Below are 16,740 nucleotides of genomic sequence, written 5' to 3'. Positions count from 1 at the left end.
TTACATTCGAATTACCAATGGCACCGACAACCTTGGGGACGACGGGCAATGAGCGATGCGGTCGAGCTCAATAAAGATTAGATTATCGCTTCTGGATCGAATTCGACCGCCTTCTTAAGCTATGGTCGCTAACGACCTAGGTATTCAGTCCCGGCGTCTGGTGGATCGGGTTCAGGATGAATCTGTCTGGCTCTAATGTCCAAATCTTGCAGATGTATTCGTATGGGGTGAGGCCACTGAGGGTCTTGCGCCTGCGCGCGAAGTTGTAGGCGGCCATGCAGTCCGCAAGATGCGTGCGCAATTGGTCGTGGCTGTCGTAGTGGAAGCGTTTGACGGTGGCGTCTTTGATCGTCCTGTTCATCCGTTCGACCTGACCACTGGTCCATGGATGATTGGGCTTCGTCAGTCTGTGTTCGATGCCATTTGCCTCGCAAATCATGTCGAAGCGCATCGGGCGGGAGTAGATGGTGTTCCGGTTCCGAGGCTGCTCTGCGAACTGGATTCCGTTGTCCGTGAGGACGGTGTGGACCTGAAGGGCACGGCCTTGAGCATGCGCTGAAGGAACTCCCAGGCCGTCTTCCTATCGGCTTTATCGATGAGTTGGGTCACGGCGATTGAGCATCGTGCTAACTCCGGCTCAGTGCCGCCGTTGAAGTAATTAATTTGTCTCAACAATTAGATTCCAGCTGAAGTCATTCAGTCCTTGTTCCCACATGTACCCATAAGGATTGCAAATAATGCGACTTCGGCCGACGCACACGTCGAACGCTTGATGGGTGTGCCCGCAAATCCATAGAGCAGGCGCTAATTCGGAGTGGAAGATGTCACCGAAGGCTTCTGATCCGCAAGCAAACAAATAGTTGCCGATTGAGTTGGCATAAACGTGCGGTGTGCAGTCGGAATGCGGCATGTGATGTGTCAACACTACTGTGCTGCCATCAAATGGTTCTGCTAGCCTTTGTCTAATGTATGAGGCATCTGCGCGATGCAGGTTCAGCATATCCTCCGGCGTGAACAGCTGCCCATTTTTCATACGGATCGCACGGAAGTCATTCAGTATTGCCCGCGCTTCTTGCATTCGCCGCCCTAGATCTGACTTCAGTGAGAGATTCATCTGAAAATCTACCCATAGGCTAGCACCAACGAATCTGATGTTGTTGATAATCACCTCGTCCTGATCAAGGCAGTAAAACCGTTGCGGCCACTCCAGAGATAGGGCTTCGATTGTCTTCATCGTTTGCCTGTCTCTCTCCAACGACCGTTCTCGATCATTAAAAAGCCATTTGTTCTGGTAGAATTCGTGATTTCCAGGCACATAAATAATTGGCTTTTCATAGCGTCTGATCAGGAATTGGAACGTTAAATGAAGATCAGGCGCAGCATTGAGGTCGCCAGCGATTATTATCAGATCGCACTGTGGCGCGTTCTCACGAGACGGATAGTCGACTTCCTGCAATTCATGATGCACGTCAGACCAGACCCAAAGTTTCATTCTGTTTTCTCCTTGGCCGCAATTACCGACAGTTTTCATGCCAGATTTCCTCTGGCAGGCGCTCATGTTCCTCGATTGACCCGCAGAAAAACTCAAACTGCGAATTCAGTTGATGACGTGCAGCAGCATGTGCGTTTTTCTCAATTGCCGATGTCTTTTTGGCCCAGGCGGTAAAAGCGGCTGAATGTGCGGGCGTAGTTTCTGTCAAGATCGAGAAGCCAAAGTTCTGAAGTGATACCATTGGGCACGATCTGGCCTAATCTAGGATGCTCGAACAATACGCCTTCAAGACACGTTGCGCGGCGAGCGCTGAGCTTCCAGCTAGTTATTGCTGGAGAATTTGAAAGTTGGCGCTCATCTGGATGTTCACCGTTGAATATGCGTTCAAGATCCGTGACCAAGGCCTTCAGCATATCGATTTCGACTTCCAGTTGTTCGCGATTGTATTTTCCGTTTTTGATTATGACAGCCATAATGAGGTCCTGGAGAATGAAGAAATGAGAGGCCATTCGGGCGCGTTGCTGCGCACCCGAGATTGGCGTTTCTTGAAGTTCAACGTGTTTGATTGATGCTGCGAGCAGACGCTGAACTGTTCAGCGTAAAGTATTCAACCATCTGAAAGTTGCTCAGGAACTCCGGTTACTGAGCACGACGAGGAACGAGGGTTTCAAAGTACAAAGGTTTTGCTCGTTTGAGTTCTTCGTGCGCCAAGCGATGAAAGATCGAATTGATCTGTCGATTTTTTTCTATCTCATCGCCGGAAAGATTGGCACTAAACCAAAGGCTTAGCATATTTCTCTGTTGTTTCTGAATTTCGAGCGCGTGTTGTGCGGTACCCGGTCTACCGGTTAGCTGGTCTAAATCGTGAAGCGTCCATACGCCTTCCAGATATTTTGTCTCGCTGAGTAACGGATCTATAATGACGAACTCTGTTCGTTCTATCTCAACGCCAAAGTACTGTGCTGCCAAGCGAGGCAACAAGCCTGCGAGCTTCGCCTTGTCTTCTTCGTACTGAATTAGCGCATTTCGTTCAGCGCCAATCCCGTATGCGATATGAATATAACGCAAGCATTTTTGTTGCTTATCGTAAACGATGAGATCGAATGCAAAGCCGCCTGATAAATAAGTCGGCGTCAGAGAAGGCCGTTGGAATTTTTTGCAGTCGGGTTCCTGAGAAAGAACTCCAGTCAGTTGATCAACGATACGCGCTGATATTGGAATTCCTGACGTTGTCGTTGAAGTTCTTTCATCAGCGACCGAAATTATACTTTCAAGATAACCAATGATTTTTTCTCCCTCGCTCCAAACTGCGTAACGAAAATATTCATCGACACGCTCCGTAATTTGAAAATCGTGTTTTTGCTTATTAATGCGATTGTGAATTTCGCCTAGCTGCAAGGCCGCATTTAATCCACGTCCTGGATGCCGTCGTGGAACTTCATTTTTCATGAGAATAACATGACCGATTGGGGAGTTTTCAGGCATAAGTTCTCCTGTCCGGCACATGGGTTACATGCGCCAAATTCGATGTGAAACCACTTCAAACGATGACGTCATCGACGGACAAAAAGGGGCAATCCGCCTAATCATCAAATCTTTAACTCACTGATTCGGTGTCTGTGTGAGCAATAATCTGGCTTATGTCATAATTGCCATAAATAGGCAATTAAATTCCTAAAAAAGGCAAAAAAATGCCTATTTAAGGCAAATTAGGGGGTGTAGCGGTTGCATACTCCCTGAATTAAAAGAAAAGGATGGATATACCGATTGCACTTTTGCGCGCCGCAAGGCTCGCGCTTGACTTAAGTCGAGAGGAACTCGCTGCAGAAGCGGGGGTAAGCGTGCGGACTATCGGAAGCTTTGAAAGAAATTCAGGCGTAAAAATAGAAACTCAGCGGAAAATCCAAACTGCGCTCGAACGTAGGGGCGTGACCTTTATCTATAAAGATAAAGCCAAAGGTTTTGGTTTACTAATGCCGAAAAACTGGCCTTGATAAATAATTATTACACGTCGGCTTAATGGAAAAATCTAATTGCATTATGTTATATTCTCACTATTGAGCGCTACTGCGTAATCTAGCAGCCATTTGAAGCAAAGTCGGCATCACGACCCAGTGCGCGATGTCGATTCACCCATTACGATTTGGTAGGGAATAATGTCAGTGACCTTGGTAATAATGGGCAAAGTTTACCCAGTCATTCAGCAGTTCCTCAGCGTCGAGTTCGTCTGGTTCTATACTTTGTAGAGCTGCCACATGTCGAAGAAATGCATCCGACGGCTTTTTTGGCTTACTGCGACGAACGTTTTTCAGTTCACGCTCTTTGTCGTAAAATGACACATTTCTTTCCCTTAATACGGCGAAGTACGGGTGAGCTCGGCTAAATCCAGCAACCTGAGGCTTAAGCCATCCTTTTAGATCTGCTTCGTAAGCCACTAGCCACATATTCGAGTTAAGTCCTTCAACTGTCATCGCTTGTGTCCAAAGCGATACATCGAATTCGCCATCGATTAGGCCCATTTCTCGCATGTCGAGTAGTATCAAGGCGCATATAGAACTTTCAAGTCTAGTAACGGGCTGCACCCAATCCACTGGTAGAGTAATTCTGAGCATCTTGGCGAGAAACAATGTCCACGCAATCTCATAGTGAGCAGCGGACGGTCCGCTTCTCGCTATGACATCTTTGATGAGTTTTGCAACTCGGTCCTTCTTCACTGGGAAATTCTTTGAATCATAAAGTGCGAAAAGATGAACTACCATTGGGATAGTTGTTGCGTTTGACCTAGCTATTTTCAGAAGATAAGTCTCGAACTGGTGCCAATTGACCATTAGGATATCTACACTTCGCAATAAACTTACCGCGAAACGCAGCACATTTTGTTCTTTGTAAATAGACGCGTAATAAAAAGCTTGAGCGAAAAAATGATCAATGGTTTTTGTCTGATTCAATAAGTCCGAAGATATAGTAATTTGGCGCATCGCGGTAGGCCAAACAGGTTGGACTTCGCTAAACGCGTTGACCACCTTTGTCTTCTCAGGGTGGACCTCTAACTCGTAATCGCGTGCCGAGGCAGAAAGAACAGCTATCGCTTCTTCCGCTAAGCCAGCGTTGTCGAAACCGATATACCAATCGTCCACGTTCCGGACAATACTATCTGCGGCCAGATTAAGTTGCTCTTGCACTCTTGCGTCAATTGCAACAGCAACAATCTCTGCAATGATGCGTGAAGTATCCGGCCCAACTGGGATGCCTATAGTTTGGTTATCCTGTCCTTTGCGAACAGCTTTGTCTAACCGCGCACCAAGTGACGCTTCATACGCCGCAGTGTTCAGATTGTCCTTCGCCCAAACCTTCTTATGTAATGCCCAAGGAATAGCATGGGTATAAAGCGTGCCATAAAAACGAGAAATGTCGGCCACAAGCGCATGATTGTGTATCGCTGAAATCTCTGAATGACGCAGAGAGACAAGTCTAAAATCGGGCGACGGCACTGCTCTAGTTTCACCAGATTTGATCGATATGTGTTCGACGCCAAAGCTGCACGAACTGAGGTGCTTGTTAATTTGCTGCCAATCATCCGAGATAAGCTTTGCGACATGATACTGGGCAATTGGGTTTACGATTGCTAATTCCCGTCGCCAATCGCTGGCTTTTGGAATACTAAATCTCTCGGGACTTGTTTTCGGATAATTTGGATAGTTTTCCAGCCTCGCCCAAGCGGCACCGATAGATTTTCGATACTTGGCAAAATCAACGGTTGTGAACGGTGGCGGTAGTTCCTCAGGGAAGTATCCTGCGCTTAGTAAGGCCTTCAAACGCTCGTTTTTCACCATAGCCCCCCAAAAAAATTCAGCCCAGCCATATACAACAAACTTTGATCAAGAAATTTAAATGTTTACAGCATTTTTCGCCCAAACTCCGTCCATGGAACGTCCCTTATCTAAGCTCGCTCACGACTGTGAGCGTCGGCAACCAGCCCGCGATATATTTACCGAAATTTCTTCAACAATGATCGATTTGTATTCAAACGCTGATTCCACTTTCAGCGGGAGCGAACAAATTTTTGAACGAAGTAATAGCCTAAGGAACCAATGGTGGAGTTGCAAGTAGATTGGAGGAAAAAACAGGAAACTCAAACCCGAGTTGCTTTTTAAGCCTATCGATCATTTCCCTATACCATGATGGTGCAAATGGAGAAATGAGGACCCGCTCAATTAGAGTGTCAATATCACATTTTAATGATACGCCAGGATTTATGGGACGATTATCTTCGACAATATTGTCAAACCGCATTGTTTCTTTGTTCCACGAGAATTCAGGCAGAGGGTTGTGCATATCCTCGGTATCCCAATACACGAGTCTAACTTCTTGCTCATACGAATAACTCACTCGCTTGACCATTAGAGTGTCGAACGAATTCGAAGCACCAATTTGTAATACGTTTGGATCTTCATACCGTACCGCGCCAAGGTTCAGTACTTGAGAAGTCATAGCTAACGCTGACTCGAGTCTCGCTCCGTTGCTGACTATCGCCACTCCCGCGCCAGGTGATGCATAAATCTTCCACATAGCAATGGACTCGTGCAACGCCGCATGCCAACAATTCATATAGTAGTTGCGACGACCGAACTGCGTATACATGCAGCTCTGCTCCTCCAGCATGACCCAAGATGCAAATGCCGAATCTTCGGTATTGCCCTCGCCTCTGCCATAGATATCAATAATTTGTCTCCGTAGAGGTTCGGGCACATCTTCGAGTTTCTTCCATAGCCTATGAGGAAAGCGAATTGGCCCAGGCCATCCTTCATATGGGTCGTCAGAAGATAAAATTTCGGCGTTCGTAAGCCAAAGCTGACGGGAGGTGATCAGGTCAACAAACTTTGAAAGGTCAGTATAACGCCACAGAGGAGTAGAAGCTTTCGGACGATTGAAACTAGGATGGTGGCTGATTGGCATTCGTCTCTACTTTCAGCTTACTGTATAAATTTATAGGCGTGGCAACCGTCGTATATAAGTATGTAAATGACCGACGTCTGGATGAAATACAACTCCTAAGTGTTTGAAACATGCGTGTGATCTTTGCATTCGCCGCTATGGTGACCTGTTTTGCAAAACGCAAAAAGAACGTCGCTTATCATGAGCCAGATGCCCGTGCCTCTTATGGCAACTGGATAATGCCCCGCCCGAAAAGGTCCTCGGTCCTTGTGGGTATCTGAAATCCCAATCCAAATATGACGGACAACCCGAAATCATCGCCACCTCTCAACGACTTATTCGTACTTAACAGAACATCTAAAACCTGACCGCAACATGGACGCCAAAGATACAGTGTATAATCGAAAGAAGGGTAGCGACCAGATCTGAAATCCATAAACCAAGATAGGCAGTCGGTCCGCCAATGGGCGGCCTCATTCCCCGGCATCTTTTGCGTACCGACCAGCTATCGCACGTATCACCGCAAATTTCGACGCACTCTTCTACATGACACGTTCGGGCGGTCGGTGCCGTGATCTGCTCGGGGTTTATCACTCGGTAAGCCTCGAAAAGTGTTATTACGACCCCGCCTACCGTTTTCACCATTATGAAGAAGAGCCAACTCTTTGCGACAGCTCTCTCTCAAGCCGAGCGATCTTTTCCAACAGCATAATGTTAGTCAAATGAGCTTCGTTCAACTCTTGATCTTTCTTCTTGATGGATCGTTTTGCACCTCTTAGTTCTACAGTAGCCTTCGTGCTAATCTTGTCTCCTCGGCCCGCGCGTCGCTTATTCTTTGTTTCACCTGACGCCAAGATGTTACCTATTCTCTCCTTCTCTTTTTCAATGAGTGAAAACAGGTCTGGGTTATTAACGTGAAGCGCATCCGTACCGCAACGAACCTTCCTTCTAAGACCTTCCCAGTGGAATTTAACGCCCCGTTCCAGTTCACGTGCAAGGTCATCTGGAGTTTGGACGCTCACGAGAAAATCTAAAAGCTCCTCCACCTTCTTCCGAGCAAGACCTGTCTTTGTTTTTTCTGATGAATTGACACTAACTTGGTCCATTTTTCGTCTTTTATAATTTCTGTGCACGGATCACCTTCAGAAATTTCTCGGAAATTCTTCTGCCTTTACGCGCTAGTTTCTTTAGAACTCTAGGGGTTCTGATATCTTCTTCCATAGCCTTATGACGGTCATAGGCTTGCGACCAGAAAGTTTCAAAGGTAGGTGTTGTCAGAAAGTTAAAGCATTCTCCGCAGACGGTCTCGACTTTATTTACAGGGGGCCACTCCTTGCCAGTACCCGGTTCGGGGGATTGTCGACAGCGCGCCGTACGGAATGCATGTCGGTCCCAGAGGCAGTAACCAAAGGGCAGCGGGTATACCCGCATAGCCTCCCTCTTCATGCCCTTCTCTAATTTATGTAAAACGTCATCAGGTGCGGAAAGCCTGAAATCTAGACGAGCAATTATCGATTGTACCTTCTTCAGGCCGCCTCCAATGAGCGGGAGACCACTAAGTAAGCTCTCGCCAAAAAGACGAGTTGTCATTCGAGTTTGAGATTCGCGGACGATATCTGGTCTGGCAATGCGGCGTGAATAGAGCACGGTTGTCGTCAGGTCAGCGTGATTGAGATGGCGCTGAAGAGCCCTGAACCTACCTCCAAAACTATAGTAGTTAACCCACAGTGTCGGGAAAAAGCGCCGGAAATGTCGCGGAATGATTTTTATATTGCCCAGAACGCCGCTACGCACATGCCTCTTACCGAAATCTGCCATCCGATTGCGAAGAGACGTTTGGTCGCTAATCGAATCTCGAAGTCGGTTATCACGAAGAAAGAGTTTTTTTGAACCAGTTTCTTGCCGGGCCTTTGCACCAAGGCGGATGACAAGTTGAATCGCTTTCACAACCACATCAGGGCAGGCATGGCGTGTTTCACTTCCAATCAGATCGTTGCGGTCCTTGAAAACTCTCGATTTAAGATACCAGCCGTCTACCCCCTGTTCTAGGCAATCAACATCAAGATCAAGGACTTGGCCCGTCCGCTCAGCCTGCCACGCGAATATTATGATTGAGACTGATGTCCACAGGTCGGTGATAGCGGCTTCAAGACTATGAGATGAATGCCGCGATGCCCCTATTGTCGTGATGGGCCAAGGAGACGCGCTGCCAGTAAGCTTTCCACTGTATGGGAGCCCAATCTTTCGACCAGCATCCCGCGTTCTTACCGGAGTTTTTTTTACCTTTTGCCGACTTGATTTCGCGATCTTGGATAACCTTTGGACGAAAGTATGTTTTTCCGTCACTGTCCCTTCTCGAACACGGAGAGTTTCTAGTATCAAGCTTTTAAAACGGGGGTGATAAATATAGGTTACGTTGACGCCAACATAGAGCGCAATTCTAGAGTACGCTGGCCCATCGACGGGCAGAAGCTGGCTAACCTCCTTGAGGACCTCTCCGGCCATCAATTCGGCCAAAAGAGCTATCCGCTCCCCAGGGCTCACCCTTGATGAGGTAGGCGGAGAAAGTCCATCAGCAAGCTCCTGCAGTTGTATCAGTTCGTCCGAGTAGTCAAAGACATACTGCAAGGCAGCATCGGTGTAAGCAAAGACTGCCTCTTCATCGATATCGTCCGTCTGCTGTTGATCACTGCCCCTTCGCTTACCATCAGTTAGCGCCGCTTCGAAGTCGTCATACAGAGAATACTGAAAGCCGTCATTGAGCACATACTCGCCATTCTCTAAAGGAAAGCGGTACAGTTCGAATAACTCATGGATAACTCCGAGAAGCGTGGATAGGTATGCTTTAGTGAGCCGTGTGTTTTTTTGTTCCTCGAAGCTTTGTGCTAGTTCAACACGAACTGTTCCTGGACGCGCCCGAATTTTCTTTTCTTCACCGTGGGCTACAGTTATTCCGTTATCGATTGAATCGACTAACGTTTGAACAGCGGCGGCGCTAACCGTAGAGAAAGACGAACAGCCAATTGATATCAGCCAGTCTATTAGTTGGAAAACCACATTCATGCGCATCATTGCAGTCGCTCTGTCGAGGACGCGCGGGCGAAGGACGCGTAGGTAACAATAATATCGGCGGCACATCTCCAAGAGCGAAGCGCGTATGGGATCGCTAAGTTTTCCGTTGATCAATTGGCGATCCCATGAGAGCCGATTGGGCTTGTTTGGATGCTCCTTATGATCCCATACGGTCTCCTCGCGTCGGCTGATCACATCCGGCGGCAGTTCGATATGAACGAGTATTCTTTCACCGTGCAAATTAGCTAATGGAAGAGTGTGTGGCTTTTGCATCAGAGTACTGGCCCATAAAATATCGGCCGCTCAGCCAGAAGCTTCTTGGCATCTCTGATCACGGATGCCGCCATCGATTCGATAATTTGTGTGCAGACGGCTATCAGCGGAAGCCAAAACTCCTCGTAACGGGTTGTCCCCTTTATCGCTTTTCCATTCGCAACTATGTGTTCTTTGAAGGCAATAATTTCGGCCGCCACCTCGGCCGTTTCGACGATCAAAAACTTACTACCACACAAGATGCTTTCGAGTGCATCAACCTTGGCCTTGGCCTCTCCAGGGGTCCCGGTTAAATTATACCCTAAAAAGCCAGACGAAAACGCGGCCTGCCTAATGTGTGCCTCCCGCTCCGGAGAGATACCTAATTCGCGCAAAGATCGTCCCGTTCTCCGACCCAAAGCTATTGTAAGGGAATCTTGCACGGGACGAACCGCGCCGGCGTCGACAGTATCCGCAGCTAAGTTGTCAATGTACCTTGCGGTAATTCTAATGTCCTTTTGTCCCAGCAAATCAGCGACTTTAAATATGTCTCCCGACGTGAAAAACTCACCTATAGCGCCGGTTGGACGGAACTGCGACAATGTGAAGCCCAAGGCCGACAGTAACCCTGACCGGCTGCGAAACATTATCCATTGCTTGCTTATCCACTGTGGGTTCGCCGACTTGCCAACTGCCCGCCCGTCAAACGTGTCCCTGACCAGCACGAGTTGATCATCCTCACCCGGTAAGGCCTTGGCCTGCAGCGGCCTTGAAAGCACATCGATAACGCGTAACGCTTGGGCTGCAGTAATGTTTGCGTTACTACCGATACGCAAAGCGGATGCACAACCGCTGGGCAGATCATCACTCAAACGGCGATACTTTGCCCTGGCTTTGGTCCATCTTGCCTGATGTTCGCCAACGGTAATCTTTGAAAAATCTTTTCGTTTCATTGATAATGGAGAGGCTAGGTTCATTTTTGGCCTCTCAAGCAGGATGAGTGTCAGCAGCGAAGTAAGAGACTCATATTCAAGATGAAAGCGCCCCTTGAGCGAATTTGAGTGATAGTGATATGCACATTTAACAAAATGGGGGTCGTCATTTTTTCCAGGCATGACACCGTCAAATTTTCGGTCAACATATACAAGTAAATTCGATAGAGATTTAAGTTCATCCCTCCATCCCCGTTTTCTCTTCAATTCTCCATTAACAGTATACTCATATTTTTCACAGTATTTTATGAAATCGAACGATTTATTATCAATAATTAACTTTTTTGATTCTTGAAATATGCCCCACCATTTTCTGATTTCTTTTTGCGCATAATGTCGCACCACGCGCAAGATAATTGAGCTCCTCTTTTTTACTGTCGTTGGGCTCGCGAGGTCATTCAAGAGCAACAATTCGGCCCACGCAGCACGGTCAATCTCATCCCATGACTTTAAAAGCGCATCTTGAACGCTGGTTGCATTGACGCTCGATACAGCGGGGCGGGGGGTGCCTCGCGCGCATGGTACTGGGCTTGGCCATCTGAACTTCGGCACCATGTGCCGCTTTTGGAGATGGTTGAAAAACATTCGATTGCTCGACAAATAACCATTAGCGGTGATGTCAGAGAGTGCAGCGTCACTTTTAAGATCATAAAACCAGACTGCAGCAAATTGCCTCCATCGGCCTGATGTAACGGATTGCAGTTCTGTATTTTCACCCTGAAGTTCGCCTACAAACGAAACAAGGAAAGAGCGTAAGGCTATCAAATGGCTGTCCGCAGTTGCCTTCTGATATACTTTCGCAAATTCTAGGAACTCACGAGCGATGACGCGGCCAAAGTCGCCGGTCCCCTTCAAGATCGCGAGGTTAAAATGAACCGGGCGACCTGGACGACTATGAGTTGGTGAGTGAACGCGGAGCGGAAACCTACTCCCCGTATTGAGGGAAGTGGGCATCTCGGTTACGAAAAGGTCAATTGGGGATGAGCGTCTTCGCACCATCACCTTCTCCCTATCCGACCACGCGAAATCATTCGGAGTTTTGTTTCATCCAAAGCCCTCAAGCGCTCAAGGACCACGTCATCCCTAAGCTTATCCACATGCCCCTGCTTCACCAAGACCGACTTTCGCCTTCGTTGTCCTAAGTGGAGATAGCGGGTTATTGTAGAAAGACTCATCCCAGCATTTGTCATCACGTCCAGCATCGCGTGCAAAGGGTCGATGCCATTCTCCAACAGTGATGTCATTGTATCGGTGACGCAGCGATGCCGGTGAACGTGTGGATGGACGCGCAACATATCGCCTATTTCAATGGAGCCGCCCCCTTCATTACGAGCTGTCGTTATAGCTTTCTTGCGCGCCACACAGTATTGGTTGGTTATAGTCTGAGGATGAAGCTGTTTTCCATTGCGGCTCGACACGAATATAGCACGCTCACCCATCGCAGGTCGGAGCGCCGGTCTATCATCGTCAATGAAATCTCTGATCCTTTCCACTAGGCTCAAAGAAAAATTGACGACACGCACCCTTCCTGTCTTCCCGCCGATCACTTTTATTGGAACAGGTTTAGGAATGCCGGAAGATTTCGCAGCAGCGCGTAATGCCTCAACTTTAGCTGTAGGTGGGATCGCCTGTATAGGCAAAGTCACAGCTTCCCAACGCCTCAAGCCTTCGTCCATAACCAAGGAAATTAATGTGTTGCGTCTGCGGATTACTGGGTCTGCAAACATTTCTTCGCGTGCAGCCAGAACCGCGTCAAATGCAGTCTCGTCGGGTATAACCACCTCATCGGGCTCGATTTTATCCGAAACTAGCCTGTGAACCGGAAAGGGGTCGCACTCTTCTAGCTCGATATTGTAGCGCCGTTGACTATCGCGAACTCCAATTAGACCTTGGACCAAGCCTCTTTTCTCGCAATATAACAGATACTGGAGAAAGACAGATAGGTTGGCATTCCAGACCTCGTTCGTTACTCCTCTGCATCCGGTAGCTTTGTTCTGGGAAAGCTTAGGACCCGTAAAATGGCTCTTAAGGCGTTCGAGAAATTGATCTGAGAGCGACTTTAGTGCGACACCATCTCCATCATTGGAGTTGGCCACCACGAATAGCACATCCACTAATTGTCGACCGGTTTGGTGAATCGCCTCCGCAGAGTTTGTACGACTTGCTTTTCTCTTCACCCTTAGAAAGTCAGTAGGCCCCACCATCATCCGTCCGTACCTATCGACTATGATCGGTTGATACGGCGCGAACGGCGGTACATCTGTTCTCACGATCTTTACCTTCGGACCATCATAAATCGGCTTGGCCCCTCTTAGTTCACCCGTACCTGCCCTCGCCGCATATTCCATTAGCTCTTCGCCTTCCGGAAAATTTTCGAGAAAGTTCGGCTTAACACTAAGCTTGCACAGTACAGTAAAGCAAGAACAATTATCCATTTACTCTTATTTATATCGCAGTAAATCAATATTAAATTCTGATTTTAGCATCAAAAAATAATATTAGGCATATTCAATGTTTTTTTATCTTTAAAATATTACGATATGGAAATAATAAAATTATAATATTAAAAATGATTCATTATATATTGCACGATTAAGGCATTATAAAAAAATAATCAGGAATTTTCATCGGATTATCCGCCACAACCACCGCCGGAAATTTCTTTTTGAAAAGGTGCCACAACCAACAATACCAGCGAGCGATGCAAGCTCCTTCCGCCACTTTCAAAGCCCACCCTGCGCTTCGCTACGGTTGGGTCCGAAACGCTGCTTCGCAGCAGCGGACGGGCTACCGCCCGACTCTATCCTTTAATTGAGGGTAAGCCATCCGGCCGTTTAGTGAGAAGCATAGTCCGAATGGCTTGCCCTCAATTATTGAAACGGTGTCCGTCTAGTCGACGGACGCTTATTTTGCTAGAGCATCAGCGGTAAGCAACTTCTCCGTAGTTTGAAAATGACGATATCAAGGAAGTTTACGCGGAATTGAAGGGCTCGGGGTTTGACAGCAAGGTCGTGAGGACCATTATTCGTCTGCGTAAAAAAGAAGACCATGAACGTCAGGAAGAAGAAGCCATGCTGCAGCTTTATATGGATGCGCTTGGCATGAGCTGATTTCGGCTCTTCCCGGAGCCTTCCTTCTTCCCGAAATCGAAACCCGACGGATCGTCCGCGATTCGTATTCAGAGGAAGGGGATAAGGTCTATGGAGTTCAGGAAGCTCGGACGTACCGAACTCAATGTTTCGCCACTTTGCTTCGGTGGCAATGTATTTGGATGGACGGTCGATGAAGCGACATCTTTTTCGCTTCTCGACCGTTTTGTCGATGCCGGATTCAATTTCATCGACACAGCGGATGCTTATTCCGCCTGGGCGCCCGGAAATGTGGGCGGCGAATCCGAAACCATTATCGGCAACTGGCTGAAATCTCGCGGCCTGCGCGACAAAGTCGTCATTGCCACCAAGGTCGGCTCCGAAATGGGGCCTGACGAAAAAGGTCTTTCCCCGGCCTATATCCGCAAAGCGGTCGATGCCTCCCTCAAACGGCTGCAGACGGATTATATCGATCTCTATCAATCGCACTGGGACGATCCCGAAACACCGTTCGAAGATGTGCTCGGCACCTATAAAGAGCTGATCGACGCAGGCAAAGTGCGCGCCATCGGTGCGTCCAATCTCACGCCTGAGCGACTGACTGAAGCGCTTGATGTCGCCCGGACCAACAATCTGCCGCGCTATGAAAGCCTGCAGCCGCTTTATAATCTGTATGATCGAGCAGATTTCGAGAATGGGCTGGAGAAAATCTGCCACGAAAACGAGCTTGGCGTTATTTCCTATTATTCGCTCGCAGCAGGGTTCCTGACCGGGAAATATCGTTCTGCTGACGATCTCGGACAAAGCGCACGCGGCAAATCGGTCGAAAAATATCTGACGGATCGTGGTTCGCGGATCATAGCGGCACTCGATGACGTAGCACGAAATCTCGATGTCACGCTTGCGCAGGTTGCAATCGCATGGCTCATCGCGCAGCCATCAGTCACAGCCCCTATCGCCAGCGCCACACGCTCGGCTCAGCTCGGTGAGCTGATTAGCGCAGCCGAACTGAAACTCAGCGACAATGAAATCGCCTTGCTGAACAAGGCGAGCAGTTAAGTTCGAAGATTATGTCGAAGGGTAGCCCTACCCTTCGATTTCCTCTCGCAGCATTTCCAGCTCCAGCCATTCTTCTTCAATGGCCGCATTTTCGGAGCGCTTCTTCTCAAGAAGATCGGCAGTCTTGGCAAAAAGCGCCGGGTCCTTGGCATAAAGCTGCGGATCGGCGAGCTTGCCTTCCAGCACTACGATTTCCTTCGAGAGAGCGTCCATCTTGCCGGGCAGCGTTTCGAGCGCGAATTTCTGCTTGTAGGAGAGCTTGCGCTTTTCCTCACGCTTGGGCTGTGGCGCGTCCTCTTCCGACTTCTCGTCACTGCGGACGCCTGAGACCTTGACCGAGCGGCGGCTCAAGGCCTGCTCCTTGCGCTGCGCCATCATGTCGGCATAGCCGCCTGCATATTCGAGCCAGCGCCCGTCACCTTCCGGCGCAATCACCGACGTAACCGTGCGATCCAGAAAATCACGGTCGTGGCTGACCAGAATGACTGTGCCGGGAAAACCTGCGACCAGTTCCTGCAGCAGATCGAGCGTTTCCATATCAAGATCGTTGGTAGGCTCATCGAGGATAAGCAGGTTGGCGGGCCGCGCCAAAACACGGGCCAGCATCAATCGCGCACGTTCACCACCGGAAAGCTCCCGAATGGGGGTACGCGCCTGCTCAGGCTGGAACAGAAAGTCCTTCATATAGGATACGACATGCCGCTGCTCGCCGTTGACGACAAGGCTTTCGCCGCGCCCATCCGTCAGATAATGCGCCAATGTCTCATCCAGATTGAGACTTTCGCGCTTCTGGTCGAGTTCGGCCATTTCGAGATTGACGCCAAGCCGCAATGTTCCGGAATCCGGCGCAAGCTTGCCAGTCAGAAGCGACAGAAGCGTGGTCTTTCCGGCACCGTTGGGTCCAACGAGACCGATACGGTCACCGCGCTGCACACGGATCGAAAAATCCTTGACCAGAACACGCTCGCCATAGGCCTTGCTCAACCCCTTGGCTTCGATCACCAGCTTGCCGGATTCCTTGGTATCGCTTGCCGCCAGTACCGCCGTCCCTTGTGCCTTGCGATGATTGCGAAAATCGGCACGCATGGAATGCAGTTCGCCGAGACGGCGCATATTACGCTTGCGCCGGGCGGTGACCCCGTAGCGCAGCCAGTGCTCCTCGCGCGCGATCTGCCGCCCCAGCTTGTGATGGTCGCGCTCTTCCTCTTCCAGCACCTTGTCGCGCCATTCCTCGAAATGGCCAAAGCCCTGCTCCAGACGACGCGTAAGACCGCGATCCAGCCAGACCGTCGCCCGGCTGACATTTTCCAGAAAGCGGCGGTCATGCGAGATCAGCACAATCGCCGAGCGAATCTGGCGCAGTTCGCTTTCCAGCCATTCGATGGTGGTCAGATCCAGATGGTTGGTTGGTTCATCCAGCAGCAGAACGTCGGGCTGCGGCGCGATCACTCGCGCCAGAGCGGCACGGCGTGCCTCGCCGCCGGACAGATGATCCGGCTTTTCGTCGCCAGTTAGTCCGAGATGCTCGAGAAGATAAGTGACACGATGCGGGTCATCGGCAGGCCCCAGCCCCGCTTCCACATAGGCGCGAACATTGGCAAAGCCATCCATATCCGGCACCTGCGGGAGATAGCGGACAGTTGCACCCGGATGTTTGAAAACCTCACCCGACGTCGCTTCCACCATACCGGCGGCGATCTTGAGCAGCGTGGATTTACCCGAACCATTGCGTCCGACCAGCGCGATGCGATCGCCTTCGCTTACCGAAAGGCTGGCATCTTCCAGAAGCGGCGTGCCTCCGAAGGTTAGCTTGATCTCGTCGAGGCGAAGGAGCGGTGGTGCCATGGTT

The 16,740-nt window shown here is 49.3% G+C and carries 12 protein-coding genes and 2 pseudogenes; 3 read left to right on the top strand and 11 right to left on the bottom strand.

From position 1 onward, the window contains the following. Window positions 1-136: 136 nt before the first annotated feature. The 4 genes and pseudogenes from OANT_RS25415 to OANT_RS05960 all read right to left on the bottom strand — a co-directional run. Window positions 137-612: pseudogene (locus OANT_RS25415) on the bottom strand (integrase core domain-containing protein); the annotation flags it as partial. A 46-nt stretch (window positions 613-658) separates the two neighbouring features. Beyond that, window positions 659-1,531 carry a metallophosphoesterase gene (locus tag OANT_RS05975; RefSeq protein ID WP_235823014.1) on the bottom strand — a complete coding sequence of 291 codons (873 nt, stop codon included), beginning with the start codon at window positions 1,529-1,531 and terminating at the stop codon, window positions 659-661. A 101-nt stretch (window positions 1,532-1,632) separates the two neighbouring features. Continuing rightward, complete coding sequence (locus OANT_RS25410) at window positions 1,633-1,965, bottom strand: hypothetical protein (protein ID WP_235823015.1); 333 nt, start codon at window positions 1,963-1,965, stop codon at window positions 1,633-1,635. A 166-nt stretch (window positions 1,966-2,131) separates the two neighbouring features. Beyond that, window positions 2,132-2,977 (bottom strand): hypothetical protein, encoded by an 846-nt coding sequence (locus OANT_RS05960; protein ID WP_040129089.1) that lies wholly within the window; start codon window positions 2,975-2,977, stop codon window positions 2,132-2,134. 269 nt (window positions 2,978-3,246) lie between these two features. Here OANT_RS05960 and OANT_RS05955 point away from each other — a divergent pair, with 269 nt between their 5' ends. Further along, window positions 3,247-3,486: a helix-turn-helix domain-containing protein gene (locus tag OANT_RS05955; RefSeq protein WP_040129088.1), complete on the top strand. Its 240-nt coding sequence runs from the start codon at window positions 3,247-3,249 to the stop codon at window positions 3,484-3,486. A 165-nt stretch (window positions 3,487-3,651) separates the two neighbouring features. Here the strand turns inward: OANT_RS05955 and OANT_RS05950 are convergent, their stop codons facing one another. The 6 genes from OANT_RS05950 to OANT_RS05925 all read right to left on the bottom strand — a co-directional run bounded on the left by OANT_RS05950 (window position 3,652) and on the right by OANT_RS05925 (window position 13,091). Next, window positions 3,652-5,325 carry an RNA-directed DNA polymerase gene (locus tag OANT_RS05950; protein WP_012091295.1) on the bottom strand — a complete coding sequence of 558 codons (1,674 nt, stop codon included), beginning with the start codon at window positions 5,323-5,325 and terminating at the stop codon, window positions 3,652-3,654. A gap of 247 nt (window positions 5,326-5,572) precedes the next feature. Then, entirely contained in the window at window positions 5,573-6,448 is an 876-nt protein-coding gene (locus OANT_RS05945) for a DUF2971 domain-containing protein (protein ID WP_012091294.1), read from the bottom strand. 623 nt (window positions 6,449-7,071) lie between these two features. Then, entirely contained in the window at window positions 7,072-7,533 is a 462-nt protein-coding gene (locus OANT_RS05940) for a hypothetical protein (protein ID WP_012091293.1), read from the bottom strand. A gap of 10 nt (window positions 7,534-7,543) precedes the next feature. Beyond that, window positions 7,544-9,772, bottom strand: a complete 2,229-nt coding sequence (locus OANT_RS05935; RefSeq protein WP_012091292.1) for a hypothetical protein — start codon at window positions 9,770-9,772, stop codon at window positions 7,544-7,546. After that, window positions 9,772-11,598: a hypothetical protein gene (locus tag OANT_RS05930; protein WP_144243789.1), complete on the bottom strand. Its 1,827-nt coding sequence runs from the start codon at window positions 11,596-11,598 to the stop codon at window positions 9,772-9,774. The genes OANT_RS05935 and OANT_RS05930 overlap by 1 nt, the downstream gene beginning before the upstream one ends. A 143-nt stretch (window positions 11,599-11,741) precedes the next feature. Then, a complete protein-coding gene (locus OANT_RS05925; RefSeq protein ID WP_040129087.1) occupies window positions 11,742-13,091 on the bottom strand; it encodes a tyrosine-type recombinase/integrase in 1,350 nt (449 codons plus the stop codon). Window positions 13,092-13,694: 603 nt separating this feature from the next. Between OANT_RS05925 and OANT_RS25405 the strand changes: the two are divergent. Both OANT_RS25405 and OANT_RS05920 read left to right on the top strand, forming a co-directional pair. Next, window positions 13,695-13,853: pseudogene (locus OANT_RS25405) on the top strand (GapR family DNA-binding domain-containing protein); the annotation flags it as partial. A gap of 90 nt (window positions 13,854-13,943) precedes the next feature. After that, window positions 13,944-14,891, top strand: coding sequence for an aldo/keto reductase (locus OANT_RS05920; protein ID WP_012091289.1), 948 nt, complete (start codon window positions 13,944-13,946; stop codon window positions 14,889-14,891). 27 nt (window positions 14,892-14,918) lie between these two features. Here OANT_RS05920 and OANT_RS05915 read toward each other — a convergent pair whose 3' ends face one another. Further along, window positions 14,919-16,736 (bottom strand): ABC-F family ATP-binding cassette domain-containing protein, encoded by a 1,818-nt coding sequence (locus OANT_RS05915; RefSeq protein ID WP_012091288.1) that lies wholly within the window; start codon window positions 16,734-16,736, stop codon window positions 14,919-14,921. Window positions 16,737-16,740: the final 4 nt, after the last annotated feature.

Source organism: Brucella anthropi ATCC 49188, from assembly GCF_000017405.1.
In the GTDB taxonomy this organism is placed as follows: domain Bacteria; phylum Pseudomonadota; class Alphaproteobacteria; order Rhizobiales; family Rhizobiaceae; genus Brucella; species Brucella anthropi.
This window is presented reverse-complemented; position numbering and strand designations above follow the sequence as displayed.